Consider the following 11,840-nt stretch of genomic DNA (forward strand, 5'->3'; position numbering starts at 1 on the left):
TGAGCACGGTGAACGGGCAAAATCCGGTGAAGCTGCTGGTCGTCGACGACGAACCGCACATCGCCGACCTGGTGGCGACGGTGGCGAAGTACGAAGGCTGGCAGGCGGTCACCGCGGGCAGCGGCGAGGCCGCGCTGCGTGAGGCCGCCGGGTTCCACCCCGACATCGTGGTGCTGGACATCATGCTGCCCGACCTCAACGGCTTCACCGTGCTGGACCGCCTGCGCGAATCCGGCACGATGGTGCCGGTGGTCTTCCTCACCGCGAAGGACGGCACCGCCGACCGCATCGCCGGGCTCACCCGGGGCGGGGACGACTACCTGGTCAAGCCGTTCTCGGTGGAGGAGCTGATGGCGCGGCTGCGGGCGGTGCTGCGCCGCAGCACGGGCCCGGTGTGGCAGCACTCGGTGCTGCGGGTGGCCGACCTGACCCTGGACGAGGACACCCGCGAGGTCCGCCGCGGCGACCGGCTGGTCACGCTCACCCCCACCGAGTACGAGCTGCTGCGCTACCTGATGCGCCGCTCCCCCGGGGTGCTGACCAAGGCGCAGATCCTCGACCACGTGTGGGAGTACGACTTCGGCGGCAAGTCCAATGTGGTCGAACTGGTCATCTCGCACCTGCGGCGGAAGCTGGACAGCGAGGCCGAGCCGCTGATCCACACCGTGCGCGGGGTCGGTTACGTGGTCCGCCAGGCGGCCAGGTGACGCGCTGGCTCGGCGCGTGGAACCGGCTGCGGCTCGGCACCCGGCTCGCCTTCGCACTGGCCGCGCTCTCGCTGGTCGTCTTCGCCATCGTCGGCATGCTGACCGTCGGCATCATGCGGGACTACCTGCGTGACCGGCTCGACGACCAGCTGACTTCCAGCCAGCTCGACGAGAGCGAGAAGCTGCGCAAGTACCCGGCGAAGGACCCCACGCCGTTCTACTCGTGGTACTCGGTGGCCTTCGACGTCCGTGACGGGGTTGCCACCCCGAAACCGGAGGACCGGCTGCCGCAGGACGTCGACGACCTGGCACAGGTGGCGCGGGCGGCGACCGAGACCGAAGTGATCCAGACCGTGCACCTGCGCGGCGAGGGCGACTTCCGGGTGCGGGCCTGCCCGATCGACCCGGTCACCGGCACCGTCCTGGTCAGCGCGGCACCCGAGGCGGAGCTGGACAGCACGGTGCAGCAGCTGATCGCGGTCGAGGTGGCCACCTTCAGCCTGGCGCTGGCCATCCTGGTGATCACCGGCCGGATCGTGCTGCGCCGCGGCCTGCGCCCGCTCAGCGACATGGCCGACACCGCGCACGACATCACCACCCGCGACCTCACCGACTCCCCCGACCTGCCGGTGCGCGCGACCGGCACCGGCGGCGGCGTGGAGGTCGACGAGCTGCGGACCGCGCTGAACACCATGCTCGCGCACATCGACTCCTCCCTCGGCGCGCGGACCGCGGCCGAGCAGCGGCTGCGCCGGTTCATCGCGGACGCCTCGCACGAGCTGCGCACCCCGCTGACCTCGATCCGCGGGTACGCCGACCTGTTCCAGTACGCGGCGGCCAACGAGCCGGCCGAGCGCGAGGCGCACCTGGCCAAGCTGCGGCAGGAAGCCGGCCGGATGAGCCTGCTGCTCGACGACCTGCTGCTGCTCGCCCGGCTCGACGACGCCGAGGTGGAGGCGCCGCTGCGGCGCGAGGAGGTGGACCTGGTCGAGCTGGCGACCGCGGCCGGTGACGCCTTCCGCGCCGCGCACGCCGACCGCGAGCTGACCGTGGACGCCGACGCGGGCCCCATCCGCCTGAACGCCGATCCGCTGCGCCTGCGGCAGGTGCTGGACAACCTGCTGACCAACGCGGCCGTGCACACCCCGCCGGGCACCTCGGTCACCCTCGTCGCGCGGGCGACCTCGGCCGAGGCCGTGCTGGAGGTCGCTGACACCGGTCCCGGCATCCCGGCCGAGGACCAGGCCCGCATCTTCGACCGCTTCTACCGCGTCGACCGCTCGCGGGCCAGGGAACGCGGCGGCAGCGGGCTGGGGCTGGCCGTGGTGCACTCACTGGTCACCGCGCACGGCGGTACCGTGACGCTGGCCGGCGGGCCGGGAGCCACCCGGTTCACCGTCCGCCTGCCCCGCACCAGGAACGAGGGAGCCCGTTGATCGACCCGTCCGACGAACTGCGCGCGTTCTGGGCCGAACGGCACTTCCCGACGCTGACCACCCTGCGCCCGGACGGCCTGCCGCACGTGGTGCCGGTGGGCGTGACCGTGGACGAGGACTTCGCCGTGGCCAGGGTGATCACCTTCCGCGCGAGCGTCAAAGCCCGCAACGTCCGCCGCGGCGACGTCCCCGCCGCCGTCAGCCAAGCCGACGGACGCCGCTGGTCCACCCTCGAAGGCCGGGCCCGCCTGGTAGAAGACCCGGACTCCGTCCGCGACGCCGAAAACCGCTACGCCGCGCGCTACCACCGCCAGCCACGCCCCAAACCCGACCGGGTGGTCATCGAAATCCACCTGACCCACCACCTAGGCATGCGCTAACCCCGCCCCCACCCTCGCAAGCCGAACCCCACGTTCAGACACCCGAACCCCACACTCAGGCAGCCGAACCCCACGCTGACGCAGCCGAACCCCACATTCGGACAGCCGAGACCCACGTTGGAGCAGCCGAGTCCCACGTTCGGGTAGTCGAGACCCGCACTCGCGCTGCCGAGTTCCACATTCGGTCGGGTGCGCCCTCACCGAACGCGAGCCGCGGATGCACGCCGAGTTCGGACCCGAACGCGAGTTCCAAGCCCGAGCCCCGAGCCATAGCACCGAGGACCGCGCCACCAGCCAAACCACCAGAGCGCCAAAGCCGGAACTCAAGCCGCCTGAGGCTCGAGCCGCCCGATGTCTCTGAGGCCTGAGCCGCCCAAGGCTCAAAGCCCGAGCCGCCTGAAGCCACGAGCCACGAGCCACGAGCCGAAGCTTGAGCCGTGAGCCGTGAGCCAAGGGCAAGGGCAAGGGCAAGGGGGCAGAGTCCGAGGGCCTGGCCTGGCCCGGCCCGAACCGAAGAAGAAGAAGAGGAGCATCCAACCTCCCCATCCCCGGCCCACAGCCAAAAACACGGCGGGGATGCCCTTGTCAAGGCATCGTTCCCGCCTTGACAAGGGCATCCCCGCCGTCGTCACACTGAAATACCGGGGTGGACCCCAAAAATCACCCCCCGAACATCAACCGCCACTCCTCCAGCGATCGCGGCCGGTACACGAAGTTGTCCCGCCGCACATCCGACAGAGGTGACGAGGGCGCCCCCGAGTACTGGTGTCCCGGGTAGACCACCGGGTCACCGGACAGCCCCGCCAGCCACTGCAGGCTCCGGTACATCGCGTCCGCGTCGCCGCCGGGGAAGTCCGTGCGGCCGCAACCCTCCAAGAACAGCGTGTCGCCGGAGACCAGGCGGTCGTCGCCGACCAGGAAGCACTGGCTGCCGGGGGTGTGCCCGGGCGTGTGCAGCAGGCGGACCGGGATCGAGCCGACCTCCAGCAGGTCGTCGTGGTCGTGGCCGACCAGGTCCGAGTCCGAGACCCCGGTGACCCGCTTGACCCAGTCCTTCTCCTCGGCGTTGACGTGCACCGGCACCGGGGACAGCGCGAGCAGGTCGGCCAGGCCGGGCAGCGAGAAGCCCATCATGTCGCCGCCGACGTGGTCGGGGTGGTGGTGGGTGACCAGCGCGCCGGTCAGCCGCATATCGTCGGCGGCCAGCACGTCCAGCAGGTCGGCGACCCGGTAGGCGGGGTCGACCACCACCGCTTCGCGGGTCTCGCGGTCCCCGATCAGGTAGGCGAAGTTGACCATCTGGGTGGCCACCGGGTCGCCGACGGCGAAGTCGCGGCCCGAGAGCAGCTGGCGGTAGTAGAGGCGGTCCGGCATGCACTCACCGTACTGGGGACCCGACGTGCGCGTGCCCGGGCGGGGTGCCACACTTCCGCGCGTGGAGTACCAGCTCATCGCCGAAATCGTCCCGCCAGCCGACACCGCCGAACTGGACGCGCTCCAGCGGCTGGGCGTGGCGACGCTGCTCGACGAGCAGCTCGACCAGCTCGCCGCCGTCGAAGGTCCCGACGGGGTGGAGATCGAACCCGTGGACCACAGCGTCGAGGTCCGCGCCTCCGGTGCGGTGATCACCTGGGCGCTCGACGCGCCCGCGCTGGTGCTCGCCGAGGACGGCGCCCGCCACGTGCTCGACGAACTGCTCGACCGCACCCAGCTGCTCACCGACTGGACCGTGAGCCGCTGCGAGGTCTCGGCTTCCGACGAGGACCTCGCCGCCGCCTTCGGCGACGACGAGCAGCCGGTCGACGCCGACGACGAGGACGAAGAGACCGAGGAGCCGACCGCGGAGGAACTGGCCGCGGCCCGCGAGCAGTTGCTCGCCAGCGCCGACCAGCTGCGCGCGTTCGGGCTGGAGGCCTTCGGCCACGTGCCGGACGACGAGGAGTCGGTGTCCGCCGAGCAGGCCACCCTGGTCGCGGGCGCGTTCGTGCAGGGCATCGAGGTGCTCACCGACGAGCTGTTCCAGGACATCCAGGCGCTCGAAGAGGCCGAGGTGACCGCCGGTGAGCAGGACACCCTGTGGGTGCTCGACCAGCTGCCGGAGCGCTTCGCCGACCAGTACACCGCGTTGTTCGCCAAGCAGTTCCTGGTCAGCACCTCGATCCTGGGTTACCGGCTGTGCCAGCCCGGCTGGACCGCGCCGCAGAGCACCGCCGAGGCGCTCGGCCTGCACCTGATCAAGTCGGCCGCCGCGGTGCAGCTCGACCTGTCCGGCATCAGCGAAGAGCTGCCGCTGGAGGAGATCTTCGCCGCGTTCAACGAGCACGCCTTCGAGGATCTCGACCACGAGTTGCTGTTCGAGGCCGAGACCGAGGACGGCGTCAAGGGCCTCGACTTCGCCGACTGGTTCACCCCGCGCCCGCACCTCGCCGAGACGCTGCACCCGTACCTCACCGGCACCGACGACTGACCCTCCCGGCCCGCGCAGACCGCTATGAGTGGGGCATTACTAGCGTTCAACGCAAGTAATGCCCCACTCATAGCGTTTCAGCTGTCGGCGGCGTCCTGGAGGGTTTCGGAGATGACGCCGCCGGAGAGCAGTCGCAGCCGTTCCTTCGCGGGTACGTCCGCGCCGATCGCGTCCAGTCCCAGCAGGGCCGCGCCGACCACCGGTGCCACGTCGACCACGCGGAACTCCGCGTGCGGGGCCACCTTCCGGCACCGGCGCTCGATCTCGGCGATCACCGGCTCGGCCACCCCGGTCAGCACCCCGCCGCCGAAGATCACCTGCGGGGTGCCGCCGGTCAGGTCCAGCCGCCGCAGGCTGACCGTCGCCAGCACGCTGACCTCCTCGACCAGCCGGTCCACCACGCCCTGGGCGATCTCGTCCCCGGCCGCGGCGACGTCGAACAGCACCGGGCAGAGGTCGTTCAGCGCGTGCGCGGGCAGCCGGCCGAAGTGCAGGCGGTGCACGATCTCCACCACCGAGTCCACCCCGAAGTGCGCTGTCACCGCGGGCAGCAGCGCGGTCCACGGGCCGCGTCCGTCCTCCGCGCGCACCGCCCACCACAGTGCCTCTTCACCGAGTTGGGCGCCCCCGCCCCAGTCCCCGGAAATCCGTCCCAGCGCGGGGAACCGGTGCACCCGGCCGTCCGGCCCGACGCCGACGCAGTTGATCCCGGCCCCGCACACCACCGCCACCCCGGTCCCGCCTGAGGTCCCGGCGCGCAGCAGCGCGAAGGTGTCGTTGCCGACCGCCAGCGAGGGCGACCACCCGCGCGCGGCGAGCGCGTCGTGCAGGATCTCCTCCTCCAACGGGAGGTCCAGGCCCGCGAGGTAGGCCGAGGTGTGCACGCCGAACGGCCGGTCGCCGGACAGCCCGGCCCCGGCGAGCGCCGTCAGCACCAGCCGTTCCAGCGTCTCGACGCAGGCCGTCACCCCGACGTTCTGCGGGGAGGCACCGGGTCCGCGTGCTTCGCCGAGCACCTTCCCCGTCGCGTCGACGAGCAGCACGTCCGTCTTGCTGTTGCCGCCGTCGATCGCGACCACCAGCTCGGAGGTCATGCCTTGGCCCACGGCAGCAGGTCGCGGTTCTCGTCGATCAGCGCGTCCGCCAGCAGATCCGCCTGGCGGTACTGGCCGATCAGCGGGTGCGCGAGCAGCGCGTCGGCGACCCGTTCGCGGCCACCGTGCAGCGCGGCCTCCAGGGCCAGGTTCTCGTAGGCGGTCACGTGCGCGATCAGGCCGGCGAGCATCGGCTCCACCGGCGCGACCGGCAACGGCCTCGCCCCCGTTCCATCCACAGTGGACGGAACTTCGATCACCGCGTCGTCCGGCAGGAACGGCAGCGTGCCGTCGTTGCGCACGTTGACCACGTGCTCCTCCGCCGGTCCCCCACCGGTCAGCGCGTGCACCAGCTGCACCGCCGCCTCGGAGTAGAAAGCCCCGCCCCGCTGGGAAAGCTGCTCGGGCTTGGTCACCACGTCCTCGTCCTGGTACACCTTCAGCAGCTCGTTCTCCACCTCGGTGACCACGTCCGCGCGCGGCATCGAGGTGCGCTGCTGCTCCACGACCTCGTCGTGCGAGTAGTAGTACTTCAGGTAGTACGACGGCACCACGCCGAAGCGGCGCAGCCAGTCCACCGGCATGTCGAGGTGCTCGGCGACCGCGTCCGCGTGGTGCTCGATCAGCTCCGGGAGCCGATCGGTGACCGTGCCGTCCGCACCGGTCACCCGCACCCCGCGTTCCCAGCTCAGGTGGTTGAGCCCGACGTGGTCCAGCCGCAGGTGTTCGTGGTCCACCCCGAGCAGCCCGGCGAAGGTGCGCTGCAGGTGGATGGCCACGTTGCACAGGCCGACCGCGCGGTGCCCCCGGTCCAGCAGCGCCCGCGTGACGATGCCGACCGGGTTGGTGAAGTCGACGATCCAGGTGTCCTCCCCGGCCACCGCGCGCACCCGGTCGGCGATGTCGAGCACCAGCGGCACCGTGCGCAACGCCTTCGCCAGCCCGCCCGCGCCGGTGGTTTCCTGCCCGATGCAACCGCAGCGGTGCGGGAAGGTCTCGTCGGACCGGCGCGCGGTCTGCCCGCCGACCCGCAGTTGCAGCAGCACCGCCGCCGCGCCGTCCACCCCGCGCTCCAGGTCCCCGGTGGTGCGGACCTTCGCCGGGTGCCCGGCGTGCGCCAGCAGCCGCGCGCTGAACTCCCCCACCACTTCCAGCCGGTGCGCGTCCGGGTCCACCAGCACGATCTCGTCCACGTCCAAAGTGGACCTCCGGCCGGCGATCCCGTCGATCAGCTCCGGCGTGTAGGTGGATCCCCCACCGACCACTGTCAGTTTCAACCCTTGACTCCCGTGAACGTGATTCCCCGGACGAACGACTTCTGGGCGAAGGCGAACAACACGATGACCGGCGCCATGATCAGCGCGGTGGCCGCCATGGTCAGGTTCCACTCCACGTGGTGCATGCCCCGGAACGAGGCCAGCGCCAGGGAAAGCGGCCAGCCGTCCCGGTTCTCGCCGGTGTAGAGCAGCGGCCCGAAGTAGTCGTTCCAGGTGAAGAGGAAGCAGAACATGGCGGTGGCCGCGATACCCGGTTTCGCCATCGGCACCAGCACCTTCACCAGCGCGCCGAACTCGGAGCAGCCGTCGATCTTGGCCGCCTCCAGGTAGTCACGCGGGATGGTGAGGAAGAACTGGCGCAGCAGGAACACGCTGAAGGCGTCGAACAGGAAGTACGGCACGATCAGCGGCACGAGGCCGCCGGTCAGGCCGAGTCGCACCCAGAGGTCGTACAGCGGCACCACGACCACCTGCGGCGGCAGCATCATCGCGGCCACGGTCATCATGAAGAACAGGTTCTGGCCGCGGAAGCGCAGTTTCGCCAGCGCGTAGGCCGCCGGGATCGCCGAGAGCAGGATGCCCAGCGTGGCCAGCAGCGAGTAGGTCAGGCTGTTGACCAGGTAGTCCAGCAGCGGCACCTTGTCGAAGACCTCGATGAAGTTCTCGAAGTGCCATTCCTCCGGCCACAGGCTCGCGGTCATCGTCTGGTCGTCGGCCATCACCGCGGTCAGCAGCACGAAGACCACCGGCATGGTGAAGCCGATGGCCAGCGCCAGCCCCAGCGCGTGCGTGGCCACCCACTGCAGCCTGCGGTCCCACGACCGCCGGCGCCGCTCGATCGGCTTGAGCGGCCGGTCGGTCACCGCGACCATCACGCACCTCCCTCGACGGCCGACGCCTTGCGCAACTGGCGGACCAGGATCCAGGTGAAGCCGAACGAGACCACGAACAGCAGCACCGCCATCGCCGCCGCGTACCCCATGTTGAAGTAGCGGAAGCCCTGCACGTACAGCCAAACCGGGTAGGTCAGCGTCGAGTTCTGCGGGGCGCCGATGTACTTCGTGTTGCCAGCCACGTCGGAACTGCCCGAGGCGACCCCGCTGGCCACCACCGCCTGGGTGAAGAACTGCAGCGCGAAGATGATCGAGTTGACCACGCCGAACAGCAGCACCGGCGAGATCGTCGGCAGGGTGACGTGCCAGAACCGCCGCAGCGGCCCGGCACCGTCCAGTTCGGCGGCCTCGTACTGCTCCTGCGGCACGTCCAGCAGCGCGGCCAGGATGATGATCATCAGCTCGCCCGAACCCCACAGCACGAGCAGGGTCAGCGCCGGTTTCGACATCGCCGGATCGTTGAACCACAGCCCGCCGTCGATGCCGAGCAGGCGCAGGAACCGGTTCACCGGGCCGAATTCCGGGTTGAACAGGAACACGAAGGCCAGCGTCGCGGCGGCGGGCGGGGCCAGCGCTGGCAGGTAGCACAGCGTGCGGATCAGCCCGACCCCGCGCTTGAGCCGGGCGATCACCGAAGCCACCCCGAGCGCGAACAGCACCCTGGTCACGGTCAGCACGACCACCAGCCACAGCGTGTTCCACGCCGCGGTCCCGACCAGCGGTTCGGTGGTGAACATCCGGACGTAGTTGCCGAAGCCGATCCACTCCGGTGCGTTCACCAGGTCGTAGCGGGTGAACGAGTAGTACACCGTGGCGATCAGCGGGTAGCCGAAGAAGACCAGGAAGCCGATCAGGGCCGGGGCCAGGAAGGCCAGCGCGGTCCAGCGGCGGCGGCCGCGCCCCGCCGGCCGCCGCCGCGCGGGCGGGGCCGGGGGTGGCGCGACCGCGCGGCCCAGGGTGGCGGTCATCGTCGTGGCCCTACTTCTGCGCCAGCTCGTCGTTGATCTGCGCGTCGACCTTCTTCAGGCCCTCCTCGAGGTTCGGCTCGTTGCCCGCCTGCCAGCGCTCGGCGAAGTCGTTGACCGCCTTGAGGTGCGCGTCCCCGATCGGCGTGGTCGGGTTCGGCAGCAGCTTGCCGCTGGAGAACATCGTGAGGAACTCGCGGAACTGGTCGCTCACCTGCAGCCGCGGGTCCTTGAGCGCGGTTTCGGTGCTGGGTACGTTCTTCAGCCCGTTGCCCAGCTCCACCAGGGTGTCGGTGTCCAGCGACATGTGCTTGACCAGTTCCCAGGAGGCGCCGGGGTTCTTGGCGCCCTTGGGGATGGCGATGATGGTGCCGGTGGTGAACGCACCGCCGTAGCGGTCGGGTTTGCTGTCCAGTACCGGCGGCGGCGCGGTGCCGTAGTTGACCTCGGGAGCCTGGTCGGCCAGGAACGCGGTCCGGTACTCGCCGTCGAACATCATCGCAATCTTGCCGCGGTGGAAGGCGTGGTCGGTCGAGTACTCGTCCCCGAGCCCGGACTTGAACTGCTCCACCTTCTGCGGGCCGCCGTAGGAGTCGATCAGCTGCTTCTGGAACTCGAACATCGCCTTCCACTCGGGGCTGGTGGCGAGGTTCGACTTGCCGTCGGGGCCGAGCCAGTGCGCGTCGAAGTTCGGGGCCCAGATCTGTGCCTGGTTCGAGTAGAACGGCATGGAGGGCAGGAATCCGGCGACCTTGATCGAGCCGTCCGGGTTGAACTGGGTCAGCCGCTTCGACATCTCCAGCAGTTCGGTGGTGGTCTTCGGCGGGGCGGACAGCCCGGCGGCACCGAACAGGTCCTTGTTGTAGTAGAAGCCGTAGACGTCGGCGAGCATCGGCATCGCGCAGCGCTTGCCCTCGAACTCGGTGTAGCTGCGCACCGCCTCGGGGATCACGCCCAGGTCGAGCCCGTCCCGGTCGATGTAGGGCTTGAGGTCGGTGAAACTGCCGGTGGAGCACCAGGCACCGAGGTTGTCGGTGAAGAAGGAGATCGCCACGTCCGGCGGGTTGCCCCCGCGGATGGACTGGGTGAGCTTGTCGTCGTCCTGGTTGCCCTCGTGCTTGATCTGGATGTTCGGGAACTTGGTCTTGAGCTTCTCCAGCCCCTTGGTCACCACGTCGTACTCGCGCGAGGTGAACTTGCTGTAGACGGTCAGCGTGAGCGCTTCGTCCTTGCCGGGCGCCGCCCCGAGCTCACCGCCGCCCGCCGGTCCGCTCGCCGCGCCGGAGCAGGCCGTGAGCAGGGACACCGACGCGATACCGAGAAGCAGTTTGAACGCCCGCATAGGCACTCCTTGGTTGGGGATTGCTTGGGTGGTTCAGGAGATCGGGAGGGCCGCCGCCGGGGCGAGGCCGAACAGCTGCTCGCGCACCTTGGCCAGCGCCGAGTGCAGCGCTCCGGCCCGGACCGCGTTGCCCGGCACCGAAGCCAGGCCGACCGGGGTGCTGGGCACGACCAGCCGGTGCAGTTCCTCGGCGACCAGGCCGGTCAGCACCTCGCCACCGGCGCGGCTGACGTCTCCGCACAGCAGCACGGTTTCCGGGTCGACCACACTGACCACATTGGCCACCCCGAGCGCCACGCGGCGGGCGAAGGCCGACAGAAAAGCCTGGCCTTCTTGATTCTGTCCTGATTGGACACTTCGGACCGCGGACCCGACCGCCGCCCAGCCGGTCGGCTCGGTGATGCCGTGCCGCGCGGCCAGTTCCACGATGGCGGGCGAGTCGACCAGATCGCCGAAGCGACCGCCTTCGGCACCGTCCGTGCCGGGGATGCGCAGCCAGTCGATCTCGCCGCCGCCACCGGAAGCACCACGCAGCAGGCGCCTGCCGACGACCACCGCACCACCGACGCCTTCGCTGAGCCAGACGAGCACGAAGTCGCGCAGTTCGGCGGCCTCGCCGGAGATCATTTCCTCCAGCGCCACCAGGTTCACGTCGTTCTCGATGGTCACGTCGACGCCGAGCGCTTCCCCGAGCTTGCCCGGCAGGTCGAACCCGGACCAGCCGGGCAGGTGCGGCGCGGACTCGAGGTGCCCGGTCTTCGGGTTGACCGCGCCCTGGGCGCCGATCACCACGTGCTTGAGGTCCTCCAGCGCCAGGTTCGCGCTCGCCGCGGCGGCGATGGTGGCCTCGCGGAAGGCGCCTGCCACGTCGGCACCGGCGTCGACCGGCAGCGGTTCGCTGTACTCGGTGAGCACCTTGCCGGTGACGTCGGCGATGGCGAACTCGGCGGCGTGCGGGGTCAGGTCGACCGCGGCCACGTGCGCCACCGCGCCGTTGACCGACCAGAGCTGGGCTCGCGGGCCGCGCCCGCCGCCGCGCACCCCGTCCTTGACCACGATGCCGTCCTGCTCCAGGCGGGTCAGCAGTTGCGCGGTGGCCGGTTTGGACAGGCCGATCACGTACTCCAGGTCCGACCGGGTGATCGGCCCCTCCCGCAGCAGCGTGTCGATCGCGGCGCGATCGTTGATCTCGCGCAGCAGCCGTGGACTCCCTGTTCGCACTGGATGCTCCCCCGCAATTAATCTGTTAACTTTCCAGACGGTTTCCGTCAGCGTAGTG

The 11,840-nt window shown here is 70.2% G+C and carries 11 protein-coding genes; 4 read left to right on the forward strand and 7 right to left on the reverse strand.

Annotation, left to right across the window (positions count from 1 at the left end; translation table 11 throughout):
- The first annotated feature begins 8 nt into the window (after positions 1-8).
- From L3Q67_RS37725 to L3Q67_RS37735, 3 genes are read left to right on the forward strand one after another with little or no spacing between them, the layout of a single operon-like run.
- Positions 9-707: a response regulator transcription factor gene (locus L3Q67_RS37725; RefSeq protein WP_499191739.1), complete on the forward strand. Its 699-nt coding sequence runs from the start codon at positions 9-11 to the stop codon at positions 705-707.
- Positions 704-2,143 carry a sensor histidine kinase gene (locus L3Q67_RS37730; RefSeq protein WP_499186193.1) on the forward strand — a complete coding sequence of 480 codons (1,440 nt, stop codon included), beginning with the start codon at positions 704-706 and terminating at the stop codon, positions 2,141-2,143. The genes L3Q67_RS37725 and L3Q67_RS37730 overlap by 4 nt, the downstream gene beginning before the upstream one ends.
- Positions 2,143-2,523 (forward strand): PPOX class F420-dependent oxidoreductase, encoded by a 381-nt coding sequence (locus tag L3Q67_RS37735; RefSeq protein WP_499191740.1) that lies wholly within the window; start codon positions 2,143-2,145, stop codon positions 2,521-2,523. The genes L3Q67_RS37730 and L3Q67_RS37735 overlap by 1 nt, the downstream gene beginning before the upstream one ends.
- 660 nt (positions 2,524-3,183) lie before the next feature.
- On the opposite strand, the gene L3Q67_RS37740 is transcribed toward L3Q67_RS37735, so the two are convergent.
- Positions 3,184-3,897 carry an MBL fold metallo-hydrolase gene (locus L3Q67_RS37740; RefSeq protein WP_499186194.1) on the reverse strand — a complete coding sequence of 238 codons (714 nt, stop codon included), beginning with the start codon at positions 3,895-3,897 and terminating at the stop codon, positions 3,184-3,186.
- Between the two features lie 61 nt (positions 3,898-3,958).
- On the opposite strand from L3Q67_RS37740, the gene L3Q67_RS37745 reads away from it, so the two are divergent.
- Entirely contained in the window at positions 3,959-4,990 is a 1,032-nt protein-coding gene (locus L3Q67_RS37745) for a hypothetical protein (RefSeq protein ID WP_499186195.1), read from the forward strand.
- A gap of 77 nt (positions 4,991-5,067) precedes the next feature.
- On the opposite strand, the gene L3Q67_RS37750 is transcribed toward L3Q67_RS37745, so the two are convergent.
- From L3Q67_RS37750 to L3Q67_RS37775, 6 genes are read right to left on the reverse strand one after another with little or no spacing between them, the layout of a single operon-like run.
- Complete coding sequence (locus L3Q67_RS37750) at positions 5,068-6,084, reverse strand: N-acetylglucosamine kinase (protein ID WP_499186196.1); 1,017 nt, start codon at positions 6,082-6,084, stop codon at positions 5,068-5,070.
- On the reverse strand, positions 6,081-7,361 hold the full coding sequence (locus L3Q67_RS37755; protein ID WP_499186197.1) for a 6-phospho-beta-glucosidase: 1,281 nt from the start codon (positions 7,359-7,361) through the stop codon (positions 6,081-6,083). Before L3Q67_RS37755 ends, L3Q67_RS37750 begins: the two co-directional genes overlap by 4 nt.
- A complete protein-coding gene (locus L3Q67_RS37760; protein WP_499186198.1) occupies positions 7,358-8,233 on the reverse strand; it encodes a carbohydrate ABC transporter permease in 876 nt (291 codons plus the stop codon). The genes L3Q67_RS37755 and L3Q67_RS37760 overlap by 4 nt, the downstream gene beginning before the upstream one ends.
- Positions 8,233-9,222, reverse strand: a complete 990-nt coding sequence (locus L3Q67_RS37765) for a carbohydrate ABC transporter permease (protein ID WP_423583508.1) — start codon at positions 9,220-9,222, stop codon at positions 8,233-8,235. Before L3Q67_RS37765 ends, L3Q67_RS37760 begins: the two co-directional genes overlap by 1 nt.
- A gap of 10 nt (positions 9,223-9,232) precedes the next feature.
- Positions 9,233-10,561 (reverse strand): type 2 periplasmic-binding domain-containing protein, encoded by a 1,329-nt coding sequence (locus tag L3Q67_RS37770; protein ID WP_499186199.1) that lies wholly within the window; start codon positions 10,559-10,561, stop codon positions 9,233-9,235.
- A 33-nt stretch (positions 10,562-10,594) separates the two neighbouring features.
- Positions 10,595-11,761, reverse strand: coding sequence for an ROK family transcriptional regulator (locus L3Q67_RS37775; RefSeq protein WP_499191741.1), 1,167 nt, complete (start codon positions 11,759-11,761; stop codon positions 10,595-10,597).
- Positions 11,762-11,840: the final 79 nt, after the last annotated feature.

It is taken from the genome of Saccharothrix sp. AJ9571 (assembly GCF_021725495.1).
Lineage (GTDB): Bacteria > Actinomycetota > Actinomycetes > Mycobacteriales > Pseudonocardiaceae > Amycolatopsis > Amycolatopsis magusensis.

Coding starts and splice junctions, on each gene's coding strand:
- L3Q67_RS37740 (WP_499186194.1), bottom strand. CDS start 3,897: ATGCCGGACCGCCTCTACTACCGCCAGCTGCTCTCGGGCCGCGACTTC.
- L3Q67_RS37750 (WP_499186196.1), bottom strand. CDS start 6,084: ATGACCTCCGAGCTGGTGGTCGCGATCGACGGCGGCAACAGCAAGACG.
- L3Q67_RS37760 (WP_499186198.1), bottom strand. CDS start 8,233: ATGGTCGCGGTGACCGACCGGCCGCTCAAGCCGATCGAGCGGCGCCGG.
- L3Q67_RS37765 (WP_423583508.1), bottom strand. CDS start 9,222: ATGACCGCCACCCTGGGCCGCGCGGTCGCGCCACCCCCGGCCCCGCCC.
- L3Q67_RS37770 (WP_499186199.1), bottom strand. CDS start 10,561: ATGCGGGCGTTCAAACTGCTTCTCGGTATCGCGTCGGTGTCCCTGCTC.